The sequence below is a fragment of the Niallia sp. Marseille-Q9988 genome, from assembly GCF_976954375.1.
The window spans coordinates 223,126-246,671 of sequence record NZ_CDRJSZ010000002.1; the positions used below are offsets into that span (position 1 = coordinate 223,126).

Below are 23,546 nucleotides of genomic sequence, written 5' to 3' on the forward strand. Positions count from 1 at the left end.
ATAATTAACCTTGTTTAATTAATTCTTGCATTTTAGCTGCAACTGCTTTTTTATCGTCTTTGCTTGTGATACCGCCACCTACGATGACAAGATCTGGTTGTACTTTAATCACATCTGGAAGTGTTTCTAATTTGATTCCGCCTGCAATAGCAGTTTTCGCATTTTTTACAACGCTCTTAATGGTTGCAAGGTCTTCGAAAGAATTTTTTCCTACAGCTTGAAGGTCATAACCTGTGTGAACGCAGATATAATCTACTCCTAGTTCATCCAGTTCTTTCGCACGACCTTCAATGTCTTTAACTGCGATCATATCAGCAAGGATTTGTTTACCTTGTTTTTTTGCTTCTTCTACAGCACCTTTAATGGACTCGTCTTCAGCTGTACCAAGAATGGTGATGATGTCAGCGCCTGCTGCAGATGCTTGGCTAACTTCATATCCAGCTGCATCCATGATTTTAAGGTCAGCTAATACAGTTAAGTTAGGGAAGGCAGCTTTCACTTCCTTTACTGCTTTAAGGCCTTCATTAATCACAACCGGCGTGCCGATTTCTACAACATCTATATGATTTTCTACTTCTTTCACCAATTCAATGGCTCCTGGAATATCTACAAGATCTAATGCTAATTGTAATTTCATTTATTACTCGCTCCTTATATAATAGTATATTGTGCCGTATAGCTTTCTTTTGCACAGTGTTATTGTATCCAATTGATAGCTATTTACTAACGGTATGATACTCAGTATACTGGGTATGTTACTAAATTAAAAGTATGCACTTTTTTATCATATAGTAACAAAAAGTATACTATGGGACATAATAAGGGTTGGAGGTGAAATGAATGCCGAATCTTGGGGAAAAAGTGTTTAATTGTGAAAAAGAATTGACTCTTTCGATTATTGGTGGAAAATGGAAAATGTTGGTATTGTGGCATCTAGGAAAAGAAGGAACCAAACGTTTTGGTGAACTAAAGGCCCTCATGCCGGGTATCACTCAAAGAATGCTTGTTAATCAATTGCGCGAACTTGAAGACCATTTGATTGTTCATCGTGAAGTCTATCCTGTCGTTCCACCAAAAGTTGAATACTCACTCACTGAGTATGGAAGAAGTCTGATGCCTATTCTGGATGCTATGTATGACTGGGGTAAAGATTATATTGAGAATGTATTGGAAAAAGAAACAGAAAACAAATCGTCTATTCAGTAGAAAAAAGTGTTTCTCCTAGGGGTTCGAAAAAGTGTAAAAAAGTTCATATACTAACAAACCACGGTTAGCTATCTTAATAAAGATGCTGTCCGTGTTTTTTTATATCTCTACGTATTTAAAAGGTTGAAAAAACACAACATTTAAACACAACATTTAATAAAAGAATCAGTTACTAAAAAGCCAAGGGCAGCGAATCTTGTATAATCGCTGTCCTTGGCTTTTCACTCTTGGTATTGGATTCAAGTTTATAGTATTATTTTTAACACTATGTTATACCAATGTATCTATATGTTAATAAAGTGCGTACTTTCAAAAATATAACATACGTAATATACTGATTTTGCTCAAGTAATAGCGAGCTTAAAGAATACTACCAAACCTTAAGGGAATACTGCTACAAGCATGGTGAGATGAAGTGAAACTTCATTTAATAATTTATACATGTTGTTGCTTTTTACGAAAGGAGAGATCCGCATGGAAAGGTTCAAAACTAAGCAGCGAAAAGTTTGTGAAAGATGTCTAATCATCACCATAAATAATGAAACCTGTCCAAAATGTGGACATTCTCAATTAAGAGATATCATTATTACCGGACAAGCTGGGAGAAATAAACGAAACTTACATCCAAAAGTAGGATAACGCAATAGCGAAAATCCTTGTTGTTTTGTAGGGAAAACGAAGAAAATCAGACATTTTTCTATTTGAAAATGCTTTGAAAAAGTGGAGGAATGAAAAGTGGATTCTATGACGTTTGTCTTATTTGGGGCAACTGGGGATTTAGCTAAGCGAAAAATCTACCCTGCCTTGTTTAATTTATATTTGAATCAAAAATTACCAGATTCTTTTTTGATCATTGGTGTAGGAATAGACGAAATGTCTGATGTTGATTTTCAAAACCATGTAACAGACTCGCTATACACTTTTTCTAGACACTTGATAAATGATAAATCCGAAAAACAAGAGTTTGTAAAGGCATTTCGTTATTGCCAGTTAGATTTCACGAATGCTGAAGGGTATAAGAAGTTAGTTGAAGTCGTTCAACAAAATGAAAAAGACCAGAGTATTGAAGAGAATCGAATGTTTTATCTTTCTGTTGCTCCTGAATTCTTTGATGTAATTGCTTTGAACATCAAGGAGAGTGGATTAGGCTCGACAAAAGGATGGAAACGATTAATGATCGAAAAACCATTTGGGCGTGATTTAAAATCTGCTCAAGATTTAAATGAAAAACTAAGCAAAGCTTTTGAAGAAGACGAAATTTTCAGGATTGACCATTATCTTGGAAAACCGATGGTTCAAAACCTTGAAGCTTTAGAATTTGCCAACCCTGTGCTGCAATCACTATGGAACAATCGGTATATTGCCAATGTGCAAATAACGGCTAGTGAAACGGTTGGTGTAGAAGAGAGAGCTAGTTATTATGAAAAAGCAGGGGCTATTCGTGATATGGTCCAAAATCATATGATGCAGCTGTTGATGATGACGGCCATGCATCAGCCAAAACAGATGAGCACGAACGATATCCGTACAGTGAAAAGAAAAGTTATGGACTCTCTTCGGCCTGTACAGAAAGATACTGTAGGTATCCACGTTGTTCGTGGTCAATATGGACCGGGGGAAATAAAGGGTAAACCTGTAGTCGGATATTTAGAAGAACCTGGAGTGAATGCTTCTTCCACAAACGATACATTTGTGGCTGCTCGTTTATGGATTGATAGTTCATTCTGGGATGGGGTGCCATTTTATATCCGGACAGGAAAAAGAATGAAGGAAAAGTCGACGCGGATTGTGATTGAATTCAAGAATCCAACGAAAAATGTGTATACTAACGAGAATCAATTTGCAGAACCCAATCTATTAGTTATCAAAGTAAGTCCAAATGAGGGTGTGTCGATGCAATTAAATAGCAAAAATTTAACAAATGGAAATTTGGAGCCGATAATTGTTGACTTCTCAGCAAGTACAAAAGACATACCAGAAGCTTATGAACTCTTAATATTCGATGCTCTGCGTGGGGACTCTACCTTCTTTGCTCATTGGGACGAAGTTGAATTATCTTGGAAATGGGTACAGCCCGTTTTAGAGGCGTTTGAGGAAAATGCCCTTCCACTCCACCTATATCAAGCCGGTTCGATGGGGCCACAAGCTGCTTCGCAATTATTGGAGGAGGATGGTTTTAAATGGTGGGAAACCAGGGGGGGAGTTTAATCCGCACCTCCCTGGAAGGCTATTGGTATGAAGAGAGCAAACCGAGGTTGGATTTGACAGATAATTGTTACGCGATTTACCCAAGGAACTTAAAGTATTTGTTGAATCCTTATGGTTCCATAAGGAGACCATGAAGAACAACAAATGGGTAGCATAATAATACACGCTATTTTTTGTAATTTAAAGGAGGAAACTCAAGTGAAAGTAGGATTAATTGGATTAGGGAAAATGGGTATGAACTTAGGAAAAAACTTAATTGACAATAAACACCGTGTAATGGCGTTTGATCTAAATACAAATACTATTGAAGAAATTAAAAAATATGGAGTTGAAGGAGCATCCAGTTTACAAGATCTTGTTCAATCATTAGAAAAGCCACGAGTTGTTTGGATAATGGTCCCACACTCCGTCGTTGATTCAGTTATTAGTGAAATCACACCATTTCTAAGTGAAGGAGATATCGTCATTGAAGCTGGTAATTCGCATTATAAGGAATCCATTCGTCGTTACGAACAGTTGAAGAAAGTTGGAGTGAGCTTTATGGATGCCGGTACTTCTGGGGGGATGGAAGGTGCTCGCTATGGTGCTTGTTATATGATTGGTGGAGATCCTGAAGCATGGAGCATTGTCGAGCCGATTTTTAGAGATACAGCTGTAGATAATGGGTATTTATATGCTGGGAAATCTGGTAGTGGCCACTTCTTAAAAATGGTCCACAATGGAATAGAATACGGAATGATGGCCGCCATTGGTGAAGGATTCGAAGTCCTGGAAAAAAGCGATTTCGATTTTGACTATGAAAAAGTGGCACGGGTGTGGAATAACGGTTCTGTCATCCGCTCATGGCTCATGGAATTGACAGAACGCGCATTTTCTAAAGATGCAAAATTAGATGAAATTAAGGGCATTATGCATTCTTCTGGGGAAGGGAAATGGACAGTTGAAACCGCTTTGGATCTTCAAACAGCTACCCCTGTTATCGCTATGTCTTTACTAATGCGTTACCGTTCATTAGACAATGATACATTTACAGGTAAAGTGGTAGCTTCCCTTCGTAATGAATTTGGCGGACATGCTGTGGAAAAATCATAAAGTCATCTGCTGTATATGTCTTTCGTTAAAATGAGCCGGAAATTCATTGGATTTTTAGTTTGGTATATCCCAAAAATTGGTAGATTTACTTAAGTCGTTGATAGTGCTAACTATGTTGATTGAAGCGGAAGGAGCGAGACTCCTCGAAAATGCATTCACATTTTCTCGTGCGGTGCCTATTCACGGATGATGATTCAACGTCCTGTGGGAAAAACAGGACAAGGGAGACCCCGCAGCCGCACAGCGCCGAGGAGGCTCCCGGCTCGCCCGCGGAAAGCGAGCACCTGGAGCCAACAGACAAGTTTAACAGAGCCAAAAAAATAAAACAATATTGAGGTGTGACATCATGAACGTATTGGATGCAAAAATCATTAACACACAATATGGTTTAGAAACCTATTTAGACATGGTGAAGAATATCGAAGTAAAAGAACTCCATTCTCCATCAGATAATGAGCCCTTTTATGAAATAGTATTAGGGATAGAGTATTTTCTTCTAAGGGACGGAAAATACTATGATAGTGAAAGGAATTATTTTCGGATTCAAATGAGCGAAGATTTTAATTCAATCACGTTAAGAGAGACAGATACCGAAAGTTTATTTGCTGTCAAAACCGAACACGAGAGAGACTCAACTAAGCTACTGGTTGGAGAATGGCTTATAAAAACCAATGCTTTCAAGCAAGTAATAAGTGAACTGATCCAACAAAAGAAAATGGAGAATGTTCAAAATGAGGGAGACACTCGAAAAGTATTAGGAACGATAAGATTCTTGGAAATATTACTTGAAATCAAAACAGAAGACATACTAAGTGCCGATGTAGAGAGGGACCATTGAGTTTTCTTAATACTAACTATCTTTTAATGTACGCTATTGATAATTACACGGTCCCACTAAGGATTTTTCAAAATTGAAAAGGGGGAGTTTAAATGTGTTTTTAAAAACTTCCCTTATATACTGTAGAAAAGGAGAATGCACTAACATGAAACGTTTTACTATGCCGAGAGATCTTTTTTACGGAGAAGGATCTCCGATTGAAGCAGCTAAGCTAAATTTGATTGAAAGGGGAAGTAATGTATGACTATTTCGTTTGATTACTCCAATGCATTAGCATTTATGAAAAAGAGTGAAGTAGATAATCTAAGTGAATTTGTAAAAGTGGCTCATAAAATGCTACATGAAAAAACAGGCCCCGGCTCTGATTATCTTGGTTGGGTCGATTTGCCACTAAACTATGATAAGAGTGAATTTGAAAGAATTAAACAAGCTGCTGAAAGAATCAAGAAACATTCAGACGCAATGGTTGTAATTGGTATTGGTGGTTCGTACCTGGGGGCAAGATCGGCTATAGAATCTCTGTCCCATAGCTTTCATAACCAGATGAACAATAAGACACATGTTTATTTTGCCGGTCAGAATATCAGTTCTACTTATATATCTCATTTATTTGAACTATTAGAGGGGAAAGATATCTCTGTTAACGTCATTTCTAAATCAGGAACAACGACAGAGCCAGCCCTTGCTTTCCGTATTTTCCGTGACTATATGGAGAAAAAATACGGAAAAGAAGAGGCGAGAAAACGTATTTTTGCTACTACAGATCAGAAAAAAGGCGCATTAAAAAAGCTTGCGGACGAAGAAGGATATGAAACGTTCGTTATTCCGGATGATGTTGGTGGAAGGTATTCTGTGCTAACAGCAGTTGGTCTCTTACCAATTGCCGTAGCAGGACTTGATATTGATCATATGATGGAAGGGGCAGCAGCAGCAGCCCGTAAATACAACAATCCTGATTTATTGACAAATGAGAGCTATCAGTATGCTGCGGTCCGAAATGTACTCTACAATAAGGGAAAAGCAATTGAAGTGCTTGTTAACTATGAGCCCTCCCTTCACTACGTATCGGAATGGTGGAAGCAGCTGTTTGGGGAAAGTGAAGGAAAAGATCAAAAGGGGCTATTCCCTGCTTCCGTTGATTTTTCAACGGATTTGCATTCCATGGGGCAATATGTACAAGAAGGTCGACGAAACCTTTTAGAAACGGTTTTACAGATTAAGAAACCTCGAATTGAAGTGACTATTCAGGAGGATCCAGAAAATATTGATGGATTAAACTTCCTGGCAGGTAAGACGATGGATGAAGTCAACAAAAGTGCATTTCAGGGTACCCTTATGGCCCATATAGATGGAGAAGTACCTAATCTCGTGATTGAACTGGATGAAATGAATGAATACACTTACGGTGAGATGGTTTACTTTTTTGAGAAGGCATGTGGGATTAGTGGCCATCTATTAGGAGTTAACCCATTTGACCAGCCTGGAGTCGAAGCATACAAGAAGAATATGTTTGCTTTACTTGACAAACCTGGTTTTGAAGCAGAAAAAGCTACTCTCATGGAGCGTTTATCAAAATAATTATATCTGATTGGTTTTGTATTAATAAAAAGATTGTTACCAAAAACCATATTTTTTGTAACAATATTTATGAGAAATACTGATGCTTGATTTTACTAATTTTATAGGTTACCAAAAATAATTACCAAAAGTTTTACCAAATACTTTTACAAAAATGATGTCTCTTGTACAATTAGATTATTAAATTGTGCAGGAGGCTTCTTTATGATAATCGGTTATGCTCGAGTTTCGACAGTTGACCAAAATTTAGACCGACAAATTATATTACTTTCTGAGTACGGCTGTGAAAAAATGGTTCAAGAGAAATTTACTGGGACTACAAAGGATAGAGATGGACTTAACTCATTGCTAGATGTAATAAGGAAAGGTGATACCGTTGTAGTAGAAAGTATTTCACGCTTAGGGAGAAAAACACTTGATATTCTTTCTATTATTCAGCAATTCGAGGATACTGGTGTAAAGTTCGTTTCTATTAAGGAGAACATGGATACAAGAACATCAACAGGAAAAGCCATGTTTCAAATGATGTGTGTCATCGCAGAGTTAGAAAGAAATTTAATTGTAGAAAGAGTTAAAGAAGGGTTAGAAGCGAGTAAAAGAAGAGGAAAAAAACTAGGAAGGCCTAAAGTGGATCAAGGGAAAATTGAAATAGCCTTGAGGATGTATGACAGTAAAGAATACTCGGTAAAAGAAATTGTAGAAGGTACAGGACTTTCACAGGGATCATTATATCGAGCGATTAATAAAAGAAAACTAGAGAAGCAAATTAAAAATCTCTTATATTTTTAGGGAATTATGTGACGGACTAGGGCAGCTACTCTGTCACCACCCCCAACTTAATTTGAATGGAGTTGGTAATTTGGCATCTATAGAACGTACGGCTTATCCAAGATTTAAAAAACGTCCTACTTCAAAAGAACTTCGTGATGTTTACTCCCCTACACCTGAAGAAAACCAATTTGCGCATAAAGTTGCTAGAGGACCTGTTTCAGTTCTAAGTCTATTAGTTATGTTAAAGTCTTTCCAACGACTTGGTTACTTTCCTCTACCGAAAGATATTCCTGTAGAGATCATGATTCATATTCGGACCTGTTTGAATCTCTCTGCTAGTGTTGAACCGAATTACAATAGTAAATCAATTTACCGACATCAAAAAGCAATTAGAGATTACCTCAATGTACGTCCTTATGGAAAAGAAGCCTTACATATTGCAACTACTTCAATTTATAAGGCTACACAGGTAATGGACAATCCAGCCGATCTTATCAACGTATCCATTGAAATATTAATAAAAGAAAGGTGTGAATTACCTGCTTTTAGTACATTAGATCGATTGGCTCGTCGTATAAGAACATTAGTGAATCACCAGTTATTTAATTCAGTATTTTCAAAATTGACTCCTGAAATTGAGCGAAAATTAGATCAATTACTAGTTACTAAAAATGATAATCGGACTTCTGAATATAACTTATTAAAAGAAATTCCAAAAAGCGCAACACTTTCGCATATGAAAGAAATACAAAATAGGTTACTTCTGTTAACTGATTTTATAGAAGAAATTGATAGCTTACTAGAGGATATTCCAAATTTAAAAATTAAACACTTCGCTTTAGAAGCAAAAGCGCTTGATGCATCAGAATTAAAAGACTTTAATTTAGCTAAAAGATATATGCTGCTACTTTGTATGATTTATCGCTCAAAAATTTCAGCTATAGATAGTTTGGTAGAGATGTTTCTCAAAAGAGTCAGAACTATACATAACAAAGGCAAAGAGGAGCTAGAACTTCTTCGAGAAAAACATAGATCAAAAACTGAAAATCTTATATCTGTTTTGGCGGAAGTCTTAAATGCCACAAGTATAAATGAGAACGATACCTTGACTGGTCAGAAAATAAGGGAGTTATTAGGGAGAAGAGGTGGTATCGACGCATTAAAAGAAGATTGTGAATCAATTTCATCATATAATGGCAATAACTACCTTCCTCTTTTATGGAAGTTCTATAAAAGCCACAGGAAAACTCTTTTTAGATTGATTAGTATGATTGAAATTAATTCAACCACACAGGATCAATCACTTTTAGAAGCTTTACAATTTTTACGTGATAATGAGAACCGAAAAATTGAAAATCTACAAATAGATTTGGATCTTTCATTTGCTAGTGAACAGTGGAAAAAAACGATTTATGTACCTAAAGAAAATAACTTAATCCATCGTAAACACCTTGAAATCTGTATTTTTTCCTATCTTGCAAGCGATTTAAAAACGGGAGACCTTTGTGTAAAAGGATCAGAGAATTTTGCTGATTACCGTGAACAGCTCCTTTCTTGGGATGAGTGTAAACCTATGGTAGATGAATACTGTAAGGAACTTGGCTTTTCTTCAAATTCAGGGGATTTTGTTCAACAATTAAAGCTCTGGCTAGGAGATACTGCACAAAAAGTAGATTTAAACTACCCTGATAACGGCCAGGTAATCATTAATGAAAATGGAGAACCAACGTTGAGAAAAATAATGAGAAAAGAACAACCTCAGACAAGTAAGGCGTTAGAGGTAGTTATTTCTCAACGTTTACCTGAACGAAATGTCTTAGATATTCTTTGTAATGTAGAACATTGGACAAATTGGACACGGCATTTTGGACCATTATCTGGTTCAGATCCTAAGCTTGAAAATGCAATGGAACGTTATATCATTACTTCTTTTGGATACGGATGTAATTTAGGACCAACACAGACTTCTAAGCACATGAAAAAAGCAGTAACCCCACACATGATTTCATTTGTAAATCGGCGACATATTAATGCATCTAAAATAGACGAAGCTATTCGTAATATTTTAAATCAATACAATCAATTTAGTTTGCCTAGACTATGGGGTGATGGAAAAACGGCTGCTGCAGATGGAACAAAATTTGATCTCTACGAAGAAAACTTAATCTCTGAATACCACATTCGATACGGAGGTTATGGGGGGATTGCATATCATCATGTTTCAGATACTTATATTGCACTCTTTAGTCACTTCATTCCATGTGGAGTTTGGGAAGCAGTTTATATTATTGATGGTTTGCTGAAAAATAAATCAGACATTCAGCCCGATACGTTACATGCTGATACGCAAGGTCAATCAACGCCTGTTTTTGCACTTGCACATTTATTGGGGATTAATTTAATGCCTCGTATTCGAAATTGGAAGGATTTAAAATTTTACAGGGCTGATAAGGACACAAAATATCACCACATTGATCAGTTGTTTAGTGATACCGTTGACTGGGACCTAATTGAAACACACTGGCAAGATCTGCTCCAAGTGGTTCTTTCTATAAAAGCTGGTAAAATATTACCCTCTACACTACTTAGAAAACTAAGTAACTATAGTAGAAAAAACCGATTATATCAAGCTTTTAGGGAATTAGGAAGGATTGTAAGAACTGTATTTTTGCTTAAATATATTTCTGATATAAAACTAAGAGAGCAAATTGGTGCTAGTACAAACAAAGTCGAAGCATATAACGGCTTTTCCAAATGGCTATTTTTTGGTGGCGATGGGATCATTTCAGAAAATGATCCAGAAGAACAAGAAAAGCGAATTAAATATAATGATTTAGTTGCCAACGCAGTGATATTCCAAAATGTATGTGATATAACACTTATTTTGTGGGAACTTTCTAAAGAAGGCTATGTATTTTCAAAAGAAGATATTGTCATGCTTAGCCCTTATCTGACTAGGCATATAAAACGTTTCGGAGACTATATGATCGATTTAGAAAATATTCCACAACCAATCGAGGGAGATATTCCTGTATAGTATATAAGAAAGTAAAGAGCAAGAAAGGGTTATAAATGGTAAACAATACCATACTATGACCCTTTTTTACATGTATCTCGGTCGTACCCCTTTAATAATTTGATTATTAGTACTCCTTGCTATCTTGTGATAAAAACCTACTGCTTTCTGTTTGTTCCCATTTCCTTTTTTGTTACTTTTGTTAATTCAGTTGTTAATTTGTCAATTTGCTGCTGCATCTTTTCAAACTTTTCATCTAATTCTTTTTGATCTTGTTTTTCTTTTTCTGAATTAATGATTTCCTCATCTATAACTGTTATCGCTTCTATAGTTGCAATGCCTTCTTCAATAGTAGTAAGAATAGCAGTTATTAGGGCAAGTCTAAGGCTAGAACTTATTGGCGATTGATCACTTTGTTCTGACTTTGAATTGGTATTATTCATATAATTGCCCCCTTTATCTGACATTGTTAGAAAGGTTTACATTAAACCTATGCTTTAGGTTCTGTAGTAATACATTTCCTTTGAATATTACTTACCTTGAATAAAATAGAAAAATAAAGGAATTTCAATTAGCAATTAATTGCGTAGTTCGTAGAGATTGTAAATCATTATCTTCACACCAAGCTAGTGTTCTTCGGTAAATGGAAGTAATTGAAATACCTTTGTTGGACAAGAATATTTTTTTACTTGGTCTTGGATTGCTAGGTCAACTTTCACTTTGCTCTTATCAGTTCTTTTCATTCGAACCAGTCCTCTTAAACCTAGTTCTTGATATTTCTGAATCCAATAACGCAAAGTGCGAATTGAAATGTTTTCCTCAACGCTAATCTTTTCTAAATATTTTGGCTTTTGTAAATATGGATAGATAATTAAATATTTTCTGTGTGCTTCCTCTAGTTGTATTTCTGTACATTGAGTTAAAGAATTTATTTTTTGCATTGTCTTTTGTCACTCCCTTTTTTTGGATTCCTGTCCATTGTTTCATATTTTTTATTCAATGTCTATTTAGGGTAAACCTTAAACAACCACTTAAGCATTATTGTTAAGATTAGGTTTTAAGTGTATGATTAGGGTGTCTATTAAATAGATTTGTAAAAGGAGAAAATTACGAAATGAAAGTTGCTTATGCTAGAGTTTCTACTGAAGATCAAAATTTGGAACGGCAAATTGAAAACTTGAAAAGTTTTGGCGCAGAAAAAATATTTACAGAGAAGAAATCTGGTGCTGCAGTAAATAATCGAGAGCAATTCCAAAAAGCTCTTGATTTTGTTCGTGAAGGAGATTATTTCATGGTTGAAGCAATTGATCGACTAGGAAGGAACTACAATGAGATTATTGAAACGGTTACTACTTTAAAAAATAAAAATGCAGGTTTGATCGTGACGAGTATGCCTATCTTAGCTGAAGCTATTGGAAACCCCTTGTTGGACCGATTTATGAAAGATTTGATTGTTCAGATTTTGGCGATGGTTGCAGAAATGGAACGGACAGAAAGTAAACGTCGTCAAGCCCAAGGTATAAAAATTGCCAAAGAAAAAGGAGTTTACAAAGGGCGTCCGTTACTTTATTCACCTAATGCAAAGAATCCACAAAAGCGATTAGTCTATCAAGAAGTCGTAAGAATGTTGAAATCCGGAACCCCAATTAAGCAAATCGCAGAAAAAAATGCCATTACTCGATCAACTGTTTATAGGATTAAAAAGGAGCTCGCAGAATAGAAATCTACGGGTTCTTAAACTATTTAATAGTAGTAGCGTCAGGAAATGCGGATTTACAACATTAAGGAAATTCAAATATAAAAAAAGCCTAATTTCTCGGTGTTGTAAGTGAGAAATTAGGCTTTTTTTACTCATGAAAAGCGCCCGATTGCTGAATAACTTAACTTCTATACATAAACACCCCCAAATTTTTCTCCCTACAACAAACTATTTTTTTTGCCATTTATCTAATTTTGGATACATCTGTAACAAAGCAAACTATAAATGTTTACAATAATTAAAAGAAGGTGTTCAAGTTATGGATAATGAACTGAAAGCAACGTTTGGTTCTTGGGTCCAAGCGATTGGAACAACCCTTTCAGCTATCGGAGCTACACCTTCCAAAAATATTTCCGATACTCTGCTTGGAGATTTAAATCTATGGGGAAATGTATTACAAGCAACCGGAAATTCATTAGTAGCAGATAGTGAAAAAAACTTTACCCTTGAAAAGATAGGCAACGAAATTCAGGCAATAGGAAATTCAACGGTCATTGTAGGGATATTAATAAATTTTAGCGAAAAAACAAAAAAGGAATTAAACATAAAAGGAAATTTACTTCAAGCAGTTGGTGGTGGAGTATCTCTTGCTGATGCTCTAGGCCGTGAACCTACTGTAAAAGAGCTTTACAGCATATATGGAAACCTTCTACAAGCAATTGGTAATGCATTACAAGCACTTTCAGGTATCAACGAACTAAGGAACAGGGAGGGGCAAGAACTGAATGTGGTCGGAAGTTGGATCCAAGCCATCGGTTCCATCATTTCAGCTTTAGGCCAAAGTAAGTAATTTTGAATATATAGTTTACATTGTAATGGAAAAGCGTATTTAGCTTGGATAATAAAGGAGATAAAATATGGATATCGAATCTAGTTCTATCTCCTTTTTGGGTATTTATTACTTAAATAGTTACAGGAATTACTTTTGGTAAGCTAGCGGAATAACTTATATTTCGAGTTCACCTTACTTTGCCAAAGAACAAAATTTATTTTGACCATGTTTATTTTTTTAGATCTTTAAGGCAATACCTTTAACGGTCTCATCATTTCATTATCCTCGTGTTCAAGCATATGGCAATGCCATACATATCCAGGCCCAAGGCTAGGGTCGAATGGAAAGGGACTGCCATCCTGGGAAGTAAACCGAACTCTTATCGTTGTCACTTCTCCCGCATTCATTTGTATGGTATCCTTCCACCCTTTCTCATTGAGTGGAGGTGCAATAGGTTGACCTTGTAAATATGCGTCTATTGGTGGTGTCTTAGGCTTAACAAAATAAGGTGGGGTGCTAGGAGGCGTCGTTTGATTTAGTTGCATCCAGTCTTTCAAATAAGCGTCAGAATGGAATTTCTGGCGGCTAACGAGCAGGAACTGAACGAGATGAAGATGGATTGGATGGGTGTCATCGGTAAGGTTAACAACTTGCCAATCTTCTGTCGTTCCTGCCTGAGGCAGCTCAGAAACGGGATTACCCCACAGTTGGCCATCTAACGTAACTTTCAAGGGACCATTAGGACCCTCCAGTTCGAATAAAGTCAAAGTTCTCGTTTTTGTTGGCTTTAATTGAGGAATGCTGTTAAGAACAGGTGGCAATTTCTTTGGCGGTAAGACAGTTTCATTTATGACTGTAAATTGCATAATTTGACCAACAGTTTGTGGGTCTGCCGGTGTTCCATCAGGGAACGGGGCGTTAGCAGTATTCGTTAAAATAACGGTTGTACCAGGAGCTAAAGTAGAGAAATCAATAAGGATATCTGCTCGTTCTGCCGGTGAAATCAAAAGTGAGGAAAGTTCTACAGCTTGAGGTAAATAACCTCCATCGGTGCCAATCTGGATAAATTTCTGTTTATTGGAAAGCTGTAAACGATAAAAACGAGCATTTGAACCATTCAGAACACGAAAACGGTATTGTTGAGGTTTGACATTAAGGTTCGGCCACACCTTACCATTCACCATTATCGTGTTTCCAAAAAACTCTGGTACCACATAAGGATGAATACTTGGGTTAGCCCCCATATGATCATAGAAAAGAGAACCATCAGTATTAAAAGATCGGTCCTGAATGTTGAGTGGAATCTCATTTTCTCTACTAGGAAGAAACGGGACAATGGGGTCATTCATATCACGGAGCAAATAGAACCCTGTAAGCCCGGCGTAATTATTCAATCGAGTCATTCCCATGGTATGGTCATGATACCAAAGAGCTGTAGGCTGTTGTACATTGGGGAATGTATAGGTATTAGTTATGAAAGCCATACCGGTCCTTCCATCTGCAGTAAACCAAGCATCAGGATAACCGTCAAAATAAGATGGATGCTCTCCTCCGTGCAAATGAGGGACAATAGGTACTGGTTGCTGTGCTAGGGGAAATCCTGGTGGAAATGATGGAAATGGTGGTAGAGGAACTGACATGGAATTTGGATTTGCCCAATCGAGTGTCGGATCAACCGGAAGAAAATGGGGACCAGTAATGTTGTTTATCCATTGAACATGTACAGGAATTCCTCGAATGGCTTCAAATGTGGAACCTGGAGCACTTTTATAGTAAACCGCTCTTCCCGTGTACGGGTCCTGTATCATACCACTGTAACCAAAAACTTTCGTGGTACCGAATCCAGGCGGTAAGATTTGCTGCTGGAATTCACTTGCTTCAATTTTATACGCATGCCCGATCACTTCACCAGATATTGGCTGTCTAAGAATAGTAGGCATATATACCGGTGGGATAACGAGTTGATTTACGAATTTAGGAATCCTTTTAGGATCTAAAGGTTGTACCATTTCATCCTCTCCTCTTCATATCACTACGGTATATGCAGGAAAGGAGCATTTCATGCGTATATTCATACTAGAATAATCTATTTACTTGAAAACGTTCCTCAACAATCTGGCCCTTTAATGGAATATCATAACTGTTGTTTTAACCACTTAATTTTAAGTTGAAGAACTTTATTTTAACTTATCAGCTATCATTTTAAGATAACTTTTTTATTACTTATAATGCAAAATAGCGATTAAAATTGGTGCAAAATAACGTCTAAAGTGACAATCATAGTTAAGAGCGTCTCATAAGACTTGTCTCAAAAACGAGGTGATATTTTGCGGAAAATCGGTTATATACGTGTTAGTTCGACCAGCCAAAATCCTTCAAGGCAATTTGAGCAGCTAAATGAAATTGGAATGGATATTATATACGAAGAAAAAGTTTCTGGAGCAACAAAGGATCGCGAGCAACTTCAAAAAATGTTAGAGGATCTACAGGAAGATGACATCATTTATGTTACAGACTTAACTCGAATTACTCGTAGCACACAAGACCTATTTGAATTAATCGATAACATACGGAAAAAAAAAGCAAGCTTAAAATCACTAAAAGATACATGGCTAGATTTATCAGATGATAATCCATACAGCCAATTCTTAATTACAGTAATGGCTGGTGTTAACCAATTAGAGCGAGATCTTATTCGTATGCGACAACGTGAAGGGATTGAGTTGGCTAAGAAAGAAGGAAAGTTTAAAGGTCGGTTAAAGAAATATCATAAAAATCACGCAGGAATGAATTATGCAGTTAAGCTATATAAAGAAGGAAATATGACTGTAAATCAAATTTGCGAAATTACAAATGTGTCTAGAGCTTCATTATATAGAAAGCTATCAGAAGAGAACAAATAGTCCTTCCTTACCCCATATTCCAGAAAAGGCCATATAGTTGAATAAATAACTTTTTGTCACGTGATTTTTGATTCCATCACGAGTGATTTCTTAAAAGTTAACAACTATTTTTTGAATGAGCTGCATTTTTCAACGAAAGGATGAGCTTCTAACCGTTAAAAGTAAACATATTCAGCTTGTGGTGCATATACTGGATTGGTCCTTTATATAGGGTAGTAAATAAGATATCTAATCCTTTATTCTTCAGAACATAAACTTTAAATTTAGGGGGAGATTAGTATTGCAAACTGCACAGCAAACAATGGTTAGTATTCCATTCCCATCAGTATGGGGTATCCATGCTGCTATAGCTGGTAAACCAATCGTTTGGGGCGTACTCAACATTAACTCTATTACAGATAACAGGGTAATTGGTACGGTTAATTTTCGTGGTACACCTATTCCTATTAGTGGATATTGGGATGAGAATACTAAACAGATAAGATTTGATTCACCTTATGCTATGTTCTCCGGTACATTAACTATCATTGATGATGCTACAATTAGAATTCGACATTTTATTTTAAATGGACGATTTATTATGAAACCTCCTTCTTTACAAGCAGGCGAATACGGAACATGGATTGCTACAACCGATAGAGCTCTTACCGGATATCCCGTAATTAGTGGTACCTTGCCCCCTGTTGGAGTCTTTTTAACATCAAATATACTTAGTCAGCTACAGCAGAATTATGTAAGATTTTAGGTTTAAATGGAATAAATGTAAAACGAACCTCCTTTTTTGTTTTTCGATACATCTCCAACATTAAATTTCCTGTGACAAAACAAACTAATTACAAAATTATTTGAGGTGTCTCATGAGAAAAGGTTAATCTAAACAATTCCTCGTATTCCAAACGTATACTTGCTACATAGTTTGTACATGTTAAGGGAAAAACTAAGGAGGAATTTTAGTTGGAGTGGATTTTTTTTCTATACCTGTTAAATACGTTCTTTATCTTATTCATAGCAATTTGGGAAGTACGTAGGCCTGCCAAGGCATTGAATTGGATAATAATCGTCCTTCTTTTGCCAGTCATTGGTTTCTTGCTTTATCTTAGCGTATCAAACCCTAAGTTTATTCATCGAAAAAGATTGAACTCTTCTAAAAATGAATCTAACAAATTACCTGAGACATTCGGTGATTCAGCATCGGTAATTGCCGATGCTTTACGGCATTTCACTGTGAATGGGCTTCGAATGGGCCAAGTCCAAGTGTTTAACAATGGAATAGCAAAATATGAACAACTCCTTGAATCCCTAAAAAAAGCCCAAAAAACAATTGATCTGGAATATTTCATATATCGGAATGACCAAATTGGTAATCGCATCACAGAACTGCTAATCGAAAAAGCAGTAAATGGAGTGCAGGTTCGTTTTATGAGAGATGGCTTGGGGAGTTATAAATTCCCGCGTGAAAAAATCACGCAGATGGTGGAAGCAGGGATAGAATGCAGGACAATATTTCCTTTACGCTTTCCCTGGATTTTGTCCAATTGGAATTATCGGGATCATTGTAAGATGGCCATAATCGACGGAAAGATAGCTTTTAATGGTGGCATTAACGTAGGATATGAATATACAGGATTGAAGCCTGACGTTGGCTTCTGGCGGGATACTCATTTGCAAGTCATAGGAGAAGCATAAGTCGATTTGCTGACTGTCTTTGATGTTCATTGGGAAATCGCTGTGCCGGAACGGATAAAATCAAAAACAAATTTGAAAACAAAATCAAAGGTAACGAAAATCAATTCAATCGGCAGAGCAGATCATTCCAAATGGTCAGCCGAATTGGGATCAGAGTTGAGCACCCTTGATGATAAAGAAATGGACATATCCGCAAAAACTAGGACATTGCATAAAGCGTATATCCATACGTTGGAAGGAAACCCTGGAATTCCTACCCCAGTCATTCGGCAAGCTTACTTTATATGTATAACACAGGCGACCAAGACTATTGATTTAACAACACCCTATTTTGTACCAGAAACGGATATTATCATGGCATTAAAGACAGCAGTAGCTCGTGGTGTGCACGTAAGATTGCTGGTTCCTCGCCACATTGATCAAAAAAGCGTGGGCTATGCAAGTCGTACCTATTACGGGGAACTTATAGAAGCTGGGGTCCAAATCTACCAGTACAATAAAGGAATGTTACATGCGAAACTGATGATCATTGATGAGGAAATTGCAGAAGTAGGCGCAGAAAACTATGATATGAGAAGTTTTCGCCTGAATTATGAGGTGTGTCAAGTCGTGTACAGTGCTGATGTGGCAAGAGAACTCACAGAGCAGTTCGAGGGGGATCTTACTGATTCTGTACCATTAAGAATTGAAGACTTGTTGCAACGATCCCTGACCGAGCGCATTGTTGAACAAGGTGCTCGTCTGCTTTCTCCATTATTATAAGTTGATGTATCCTGTTTTTATTGTTCTATCTTAAATCTAGATTTAACTTTGTTTTTAATATATTTCTGACTTATTTGAAAAAAAGTCGAAAACCCGTGTATTATAAGAACTTCCAACATGGGTTTTTTCTTATTTACGATGGAAATTCATTACTAAAAAACGGTAATACTAAAAAGGCAGCTCAAAGAGTTTGAATTCAAAAATATCTGTTACCTTTTCATTTAAATATAGAGGTGATATCAATAGATAATATATTTGAAAATCTTAAGGAAATACGTTTATTAGAAGATAAGCTCTATCATTTAGAATTAAATGGTTGGCTAAAAAATGAGTTTTTAACTTGGGAATGGTGGATACTAGTCGTTTTTTTAGTTGTGCCTTGGGTTATATGGGCTAAACTTGTTAAACGAGACATTATTTTAGAAATTTTGTTATTTGGTACCATAATTATCATAACAACAACCTTATTAGATGTAGTTGGCTTACAATATAGGTTTTGGGATTATCCAATTGCATTCTACCTATTATTCCTAGGGCCTTTCCCTTTGATTTTTCAATGATACCTGTAGCTTACATGTTGTTATATCAATATTTTAGAACATGGAAAATTTTTATAATCGCACAAATCACTATGGTACTCACATACGCCTTTATTGGTGAACCTTTTTCCGAGTGGGTCGAACTTGTGTATTATTATGAGTGGAGATACAGTTATTCATTCATATATTACATCATGGTTGGAATTGTAACTCGAGCTTTAATACTAAAACTAGCCTCTTTATCTAAACCTCAAGATCTTACAACTAAGTAAAATTTAAATTGGAGGAAAAAACTTTGGAAGAAGTCAATATTGGTTTACTGACGATCAAAGTCATCGTTGGTTTTGCCACTTTATTTTTTATCATTATCATAACAGGCAGAACATCCATCTATCAGTTAACCCCGTTTCACTTAGTTTTTGTGTTAGTACTTGGAGATCTTTTAGGAAATACCATTTATGAAGATAAGGTAGGGATTTTTCATTTTTTATATGCCATCGGATTGTGGACGTTTCTTATGTTTGGAATAGAGTTTATGACTCTAAAAAATAAATCGACACGTTCTCTCTTATTAGGCAATCCTAACATCATCATTCGAGATGGTGTTATGGACAGAAAGTTACTTACAAAGAACAAATTGGATGTAAATCAAGTATTGAGTATACTCCGTCAAAATAATGTCTTTTCAGTTCGCGAAGTCAAATACGGTATATTGGAAGCTAATGGGCAAATAAGTTTATTATTAAAATCCAAGTATCAAAAACCAGACAAGCAAGATCTCAATCTTCCAGAAAGTCCAGTAGACCTCCCAACATCGTTAATTATAGATGGGGAAATTTTATGGGATAATTTACATGAACTCGGATTTGATCAACAGTGGTTAGATAACCAATTAACTACCAATGGATATGATAATGTAAAGCGTATACTTTACGCAGATTGGCGAGAGAGTGAAGGCATACATGTAAGTCCTAAATAAAATTTGTTAGGATAAGAGCATTTCTTGGTGAATATAAACTTTAGTCTTCAACAATCAGGCGCTTTAATGAAGTAACTAAAGCCTAATTTTTCACTTATAACACCGAGAAATTAGACTTTTTATATTTTGATTTCCTTAACGTTGTAAATCCGCATTTTCCTGACGCTACCCCTATATGGGGTATTAGCTGATGCAGATGCGGTTGTCCATCTTGCAGCGATTCCGGTGGCATATTCCCATCCAAATGAAGTGACCTTTGAAAACAACGTTATGTCTACATATAACATTTTAGAAGCAGCAGGGAATTTAGGGATTAAAAAAGCGGTAATCTCTTCAAGTGAGTCCTCCTATGGTATTTGTTTTTCAAAGCAAAATTTAACACCACAATATGTGCCAATAGATGAAGATCACCCACAATTGCCGGAAGAGAGTTATGGTTTATCCAAGATTGTAAATGAGAAAACAGCAGATATGATTCATCGTAGAACAGGGATGCAGGTCGTATCTTTTCGTTTAGGAAATGTTATCTCCCCTGAAAAGTACGAAAATTTCCCTAGGTTTATCCATGATCCAGAACAGCGAAAAACGATTCTCTGGAGTTATATTGATACACGAGATGCTGCGAGTGCCTACCGATTGGCAATTGAGACAGATGGACTTGGGTCAGTTGCCCTTAATATCGGGGCGGATGAAACAAGTATGGATATAGAAAGTAAACAGTTAATGGAAACATGCTTTCCAACTGTAAAGGATTTTCGTAAAGATATATCTGGATTTGCGCCATTATTAAACAATGAAAAGGCGAAGAAATTATTAAATTGGCAGCCTGTTCATAAGTGGAGAGATTACGAAAAAATGTAATGACTATTTTAATAAGGAGAGATAATAGATGATTTCTAATCTTAAAAGTACTACTACTTTGCATAACGGTGTGGAGATGCCATGGTTAGGTTTAGGCGTTTTTCTAGTAAAGGATGGAGAAGAAGTTGTAAATTCAGTTAAAGCTGCTCTTGAAGTGGGCTACCGAAGCATCGATACTGCTGCTTATAAAAACGAAGAGGGTGTAGGCAAAGCCATTGCTGAATCAAATGTTCCTCGTGAGGAACTATTTATTACAACAAAAGTTTGGAATGCTGACCAAGGATATGAAGCAACATTAGCGGCTTTTGACGTAAGCATGAAGAAATTGGGGCTCGATTATCTAGATCTGTATTTAATTCACTGGCCACTTCCCTCACAAGGAAAATTTGTAGACACATGGAAAGCACTTGAGCAGCTTTATAAGGATGGACGTGTCCGGGCAATTGGGGTAAGTAATTTTAAGGTTCATCATCTTGAAGAAATAATCGCAAACAGTGAAATTGTGCCGATGGTCAACCAGGTAGAATATCATCCCAGATTTAATCAACGAGAATTGCATGATTTTTGCAAAAAGCACGGCATCCAGCTTGAAGCTTGGTCTCCATTAATGCAGGGTGGTCTGCTTGAGGAACCAATTTTGGTTGAACTTGCAAAAAAATACAATAAATCACCAGCGCAAATTATTATCCGCTGGGACATACAAACAGGAGTAGTGACGATTCCAAAGTCGGTTAAGCCCCATCGCATTGCTGAAAATAAGGATGTCTTTGATTTTGAACTTTCAGAAGAGGACATGGATAAAATCAGTGCACTAAATCAGGACCAAAGGATGTTTGCTAATCCTGATACTTTTTCTAAAGTATAAGTTTAGTATTAAATATTCTCTAGTAGTAATAAAATGGGCAACTGAATAATAAAAAAACAGCATCCTCCATTGATAGAGAGGTGCTGTTTTTATCAAAATACCAACTCTAATATTCAGGATACAGAAGAATAATCTGAACTAATAAAATTGACTCCTTTTTCTTAGGAGATGATATCAAGATAAAGGAAATCCCCGAACAATGTTTAAAAGCCTAGACAGTAATTTCCTTGGAAAAGAATTGTTTACGTAAACAATTACAAGTATACAAAAAGTAAACAATACGTATACAAAGTCGTTTACGTGTAAACAAATGTGTAAACAAATGTGTAAACATACTGTATTTACTGAATGTATACACATTTGTATTCAAAGATTACGAAAATGTCTACAAATACACTTAGTTTACGAGATGTTTACAATTAAGTGTTTTTTTGGCAAATCAATTGATTAATCTAGCAATCTCTTATAGCCTTAAATAAGAAATAGGATATTTAGAAAACAGAGTATCCAATAAAAAGAAAAGGAATGATGAAAAGATGAGCTCTAGAATTGCGGCTGTAGATGTTGGTAATGACTCCATTAAGGCAATCTTTGGAGAAGTAGAGTACGAATTGAATATTCCTAATATTGTGGCAAGAGATACAGAAGATCGTCCTGTAATAGGAATAGAAGAATTAGATAACAAGAATCCTCTCGAAGGAATACATATTAAGGTTCACTCCCCTGCATTAAAAGAAAATAATGCTATCTATCGTGTTGGCCATTTAGCAACAAAGAGTAGCAGTGCAACCGAATTAGATCCAGGCAGTGCTAAATCGGAGGAAGATCAAACATTAGTCATGCTTTTTGCTACATTGGCATTAGATGCCGTTAATGAGAAAAATTCGAATTCATTTCCACGAATGAAAAATGTGATTGATGCCAATTATACGCTTGGCACTGGCCTCCCTCTACGTGAAGTGAAGGAAGGAAAAGATGCTGGATACCGATCTAAATTTGTTGGTTCTGTCCATCAAGTGGAGTTTCTTGTTACACCAAAATACCAAGGATTGAAAGTAAATATTAAGTTTAATGAGGTAAAGATTTACCCTGAGGGATTTGCAGCCTATATAAATCTTGTAATGGATAACAATCTAAAAATTATTAATAAAGATTTGATCGATAAAAGAATTATAATTCAGGATATCGGGGGATTATCTACGGATATCGCTGTTATTAAGAATCGAAATGTCGATGATGATAAGGCACAAGGATTTAATCTTGGCGTATCGGAATCATTAGAGGCAATAAGAGAAGAAATTAGATCAAAGCATGGCATTGAACTAGACAGCCGTCGTGATGTGGTGGAAATTATCACGAGAAAAAATGACCGGAATCATATTATGGTTAAGGGAAGCAGGACTAGTGTTCATGATATTACAGATCGTATCCTACTTGAACTAGCGAAAAAACAATATCGATTATTACGTAATGTATGGCAGAAAAATTCCCAGACAGAAATCTGTTATTTTGTTGGTGGAGGAGCCAATGTATTAAAAGAGTACATTAAAACATTAAATAATAATTTAGATGGGTATAATATTGAATTCTTTGAAGATGAGAAAGAGAGTATTTGGATGATGGCTAATGCGTATTATAAGCTCATTACTGATTTTGTAAGAAAGACGGAAAAGCCTAAACCACCACAAGAACCTGTGAAAAATTAATAAGG

General features: G+C 36.2%; 20 protein-coding genes and 2 pseudogenes. 18 read left to right on the forward strand and 4 right to left on the reverse strand.

Going from position 1 to position 23,546, the window contains the following annotated elements:
- Nucleotides 1-4: 4 nt before the first annotated feature.
- The gene (gene hxlA / locus ACWNMZ_RS03580) at nucleotides 5-637 is read right to left on the reverse strand and encodes a 3-hexulose-6-phosphate synthase (protein ID WP_031538336.1); all 633 of its coding nucleotides are present in this window, start codon (nucleotides 635-637) and stop codon (nucleotides 5-7) included.
- A gap of 203 nt (nucleotides 638-840) precedes the next feature.
- Here hxlA and ACWNMZ_RS03585 point away from each other — a divergent pair, with 203 nt between their 5' ends.
- The 8 genes from ACWNMZ_RS03585 (at nucleotide 841) to ACWNMZ_RS03620 (ending at nucleotide 10,730) form a co-directional block, all read left to right on the forward strand.
- Entirely contained in the window at nucleotides 841-1,206 is a 366-nt protein-coding gene (locus tag ACWNMZ_RS03585; protein WP_031538335.1) for a winged helix-turn-helix transcriptional regulator, read from the forward strand.
- A 474-nt stretch (nucleotides 1,207-1,680) separates the two neighbouring features.
- Nucleotides 1,681-1,845, forward strand: a complete 165-nt coding sequence (locus ACWNMZ_RS03590) for a hypothetical protein (RefSeq protein ID WP_155986760.1) — start codon at nucleotides 1,681-1,683, stop codon at nucleotides 1,843-1,845.
- Between the two features lie 96 nt (nucleotides 1,846-1,941).
- Nucleotides 1,942-3,414, forward strand: a complete 1,473-nt coding sequence (zwf, locus tag ACWNMZ_RS03595; protein ID WP_031538334.1) for a glucose-6-phosphate dehydrogenase — start codon at nucleotides 1,942-1,944, stop codon at nucleotides 3,412-3,414.
- A gap of 198 nt (nucleotides 3,415-3,612) precedes the next feature.
- On the forward strand, nucleotides 3,613-4,506 hold the full coding sequence (gnd, locus tag ACWNMZ_RS03600) for a phosphogluconate dehydrogenase (NAD(+)-dependent, decarboxylating) (RefSeq protein WP_031538333.1): 894 nt from the start codon (nucleotides 3,613-3,615) through the stop codon (nucleotides 4,504-4,506).
- 346 nt (nucleotides 4,507-4,852) lie between these two features.
- Nucleotides 4,853-5,344 carry a hypothetical protein gene (locus ACWNMZ_RS03605; RefSeq protein WP_031538332.1) on the forward strand — a complete coding sequence of 164 codons (492 nt, stop codon included), beginning with the start codon at nucleotides 4,853-4,855 and terminating at the stop codon, nucleotides 5,342-5,344.
- 240 nt (nucleotides 5,345-5,584) lie between these two features.
- Nucleotides 5,585-6,922: a glucose-6-phosphate isomerase gene (locus ACWNMZ_RS03610; protein WP_031538331.1), complete on the forward strand. Its 1,338-nt coding sequence runs from the start codon at nucleotides 5,585-5,587 to the stop codon at nucleotides 6,920-6,922.
- A 204-nt stretch (nucleotides 6,923-7,126) separates the two neighbouring features.
- On the forward strand, nucleotides 7,127-7,711 hold the full coding sequence (locus tag ACWNMZ_RS03615; protein WP_031538330.1) for a recombinase family protein: 585 nt from the start codon (nucleotides 7,127-7,129) through the stop codon (nucleotides 7,709-7,711).
- A gap of 70 nt (nucleotides 7,712-7,781) precedes the next feature.
- Complete coding sequence (locus ACWNMZ_RS03620; protein ID WP_031538329.1) at nucleotides 7,782-10,730, forward strand: Tn3 family transposase; 2,949 nt, start codon at nucleotides 7,782-7,784, stop codon at nucleotides 10,728-10,730.
- Between the two features lie 137 nt (nucleotides 10,731-10,867).
- Here the strand turns inward: ACWNMZ_RS03620 and ACWNMZ_RS03625 are convergent, their stop codons facing one another.
- Together ACWNMZ_RS03625 and ACWNMZ_RS03630 are read right to left on the reverse strand one after the other, a co-directional pair.
- On the reverse strand, nucleotides 10,868-11,152 hold the full coding sequence (locus ACWNMZ_RS03625) for a hypothetical protein (RefSeq protein WP_031538328.1): 285 nt from the start codon (nucleotides 11,150-11,152) through the stop codon (nucleotides 10,868-10,870).
- A gap of 183 nt (nucleotides 11,153-11,335) precedes the next feature.
- A complete protein-coding gene (locus ACWNMZ_RS03630; RefSeq protein WP_031538327.1) occupies nucleotides 11,336-11,650 on the reverse strand; it encodes a helix-turn-helix domain-containing protein in 315 nt (104 codons plus the stop codon).
- 173 nt (nucleotides 11,651-11,823) lie between these two features.
- On the opposite strand from ACWNMZ_RS03630, the gene ACWNMZ_RS03635 reads away from it, so the two are divergent.
- Entirely contained in the window at nucleotides 11,824-12,429 is a 606-nt protein-coding gene (locus ACWNMZ_RS03635; RefSeq protein ID WP_031538326.1) for a recombinase family protein, read from the forward strand.
- 298 nt (nucleotides 12,430-12,727) lie between these two features.
- Nucleotides 12,728-13,258 (forward strand): DUF6944 family repetitive protein, encoded by a 531-nt coding sequence (locus tag ACWNMZ_RS03640; protein WP_031538325.1) that lies wholly within the window; start codon nucleotides 12,728-12,730, stop codon nucleotides 13,256-13,258.
- Between the two features lie 227 nt (nucleotides 13,259-13,485).
- On the opposite strand, the gene ACWNMZ_RS03645 is transcribed toward ACWNMZ_RS03640, so the two are convergent.
- Nucleotides 13,486-15,144 carry a multicopper oxidase family protein gene (locus ACWNMZ_RS03645; RefSeq protein WP_449598268.1) on the reverse strand — a complete coding sequence of 553 codons (1,659 nt, stop codon included), beginning with the start codon at nucleotides 15,142-15,144 and terminating at the stop codon, nucleotides 13,486-13,488.
- 423 nt (nucleotides 15,145-15,567) lie between these two features.
- On the opposite strand from ACWNMZ_RS03645, the gene ACWNMZ_RS03650 reads away from it, so the two are divergent.
- The 8 genes and pseudogenes from ACWNMZ_RS03650 to ACWNMZ_RS03685 all read left to right on the forward strand — a co-directional run bounded on the left by ACWNMZ_RS03650 (nucleotide 15,568) and on the right by ACWNMZ_RS03685 (nucleotide 23,541).
- Complete coding sequence (locus tag ACWNMZ_RS03650; RefSeq protein ID WP_026677826.1) at nucleotides 15,568-16,143, forward strand: recombinase family protein; 576 nt, start codon at nucleotides 15,568-15,570, stop codon at nucleotides 16,141-16,143.
- A 280-nt stretch (nucleotides 16,144-16,423) separates the two neighbouring features.
- The gene (locus ACWNMZ_RS03655; RefSeq protein WP_109768765.1) at nucleotides 16,424-16,888 is read left to right on the forward strand and encodes a hypothetical protein; all 465 of its coding nucleotides are present in this window, start codon (nucleotides 16,424-16,426) and stop codon (nucleotides 16,886-16,888) included.
- A 209-nt stretch (nucleotides 16,889-17,097) separates the two neighbouring features.
- Nucleotides 17,098-18,591 (forward strand): annotated as a pseudogene (locus tag ACWNMZ_RS03660) (phospholipase D-like domain-containing protein).
- Nucleotides 18,592-18,824: 233 nt separating this feature from the next.
- A complete protein-coding gene (locus tag ACWNMZ_RS03665; RefSeq protein ID WP_226793915.1) occupies nucleotides 18,825-19,151 on the forward strand; it encodes a hypothetical protein in 327 nt (108 codons plus the stop codon).
- Nucleotides 19,152-19,425: 274 nt separating this feature from the next.
- Nucleotides 19,426-20,109: a DUF421 domain-containing protein gene (locus ACWNMZ_RS03670; protein WP_047945101.1), complete on the forward strand. Its 684-nt coding sequence runs from the start codon at nucleotides 19,426-19,428 to the stop codon at nucleotides 20,107-20,109.
- 171 nt (nucleotides 20,110-20,280) lie between these two features.
- Nucleotides 20,281-20,970 (forward strand): annotated as a pseudogene (locus tag ACWNMZ_RS03675) (NAD-dependent epimerase/dehydratase family protein); the annotation flags it as partial.
- A gap of 28 nt (nucleotides 20,971-20,998) precedes the next feature.
- Entirely contained in the window at nucleotides 20,999-21,835 is an 837-nt protein-coding gene (locus ACWNMZ_RS03680; protein WP_349204535.1) for an aldo/keto reductase, read from the forward strand.
- Nucleotides 21,836-22,371: 536 nt separating this feature from the next.
- Nucleotides 22,372-23,541, forward strand: coding sequence for a ParM/StbA family protein (locus ACWNMZ_RS03685; RefSeq protein WP_235250826.1), 1,170 nt, complete (start codon nucleotides 22,372-22,374; stop codon nucleotides 23,539-23,541).
- Nucleotides 23,542-23,546 lie beyond the last annotated feature (5 nt).

Coding starts and splice junctions, on each gene's coding strand:
- hxlA (WP_031538336.1), bottom strand. CDS start 637: ATGAAATTACAATTAGCATTAGATCTTGTAGATATTCCAGGAGCCATT.
- ACWNMZ_RS03585 (WP_031538335.1), top strand. CDS start 841: ATGCCGAATCTTGGGGAAAAAGTGTTTAATTGTGAAAAAGAATTGACT.
- ACWNMZ_RS03590 (WP_155986760.1), top strand. CDS start 1,681: ATGGAAAGGTTCAAAACTAAGCAGCGAAAAGTTTGTGAAAGATGTCTA.
- ACWNMZ_RS03605 (WP_031538332.1), top strand. CDS start 4,853: ATGAACGTATTGGATGCAAAAATCATTAACACACAATATGGTTTAGAA.
- ACWNMZ_RS03610 (WP_031538331.1), top strand. CDS start 5,585: ATGACTATTTCGTTTGATTACTCCAATGCATTAGCATTTATGAAAAAG.
- ACWNMZ_RS03615 (WP_031538330.1), top strand. CDS start 7,127: ATGATAATCGGTTATGCTCGAGTTTCGACAGTTGACCAAAATTTAGAC.
- ACWNMZ_RS03625 (WP_031538328.1), bottom strand. CDS start 11,152: ATGAATAATACCAATTCAAAGTCAGAACAAAGTGATCAATCGCCAATA.
- ACWNMZ_RS03630 (WP_031538327.1), bottom strand. CDS start 11,650: ATGCAAAAAATAAATTCTTTAACTCAATGTACAGAAATACAACTAGAG.
- ACWNMZ_RS03635 (WP_031538326.1), top strand. CDS start 11,824: ATGAAAGTTGCTTATGCTAGAGTTTCTACTGAAGATCAAAATTTGGAA.
- ACWNMZ_RS03640 (WP_031538325.1), top strand. CDS start 12,728: ATGGATAATGAACTGAAAGCAACGTTTGGTTCTTGGGTCCAAGCGATT.
- ACWNMZ_RS03680 (WP_349204535.1), top strand. CDS start 20,999: ATGATTTCTAATCTTAAAAGTACTACTACTTTGCATAACGGTGTGGAG.
- ACWNMZ_RS03685 (WP_235250826.1), top strand. CDS start 22,372: ATGAGCTCTAGAATTGCGGCTGTAGATGTTGGTAATGACTCCATTAAG.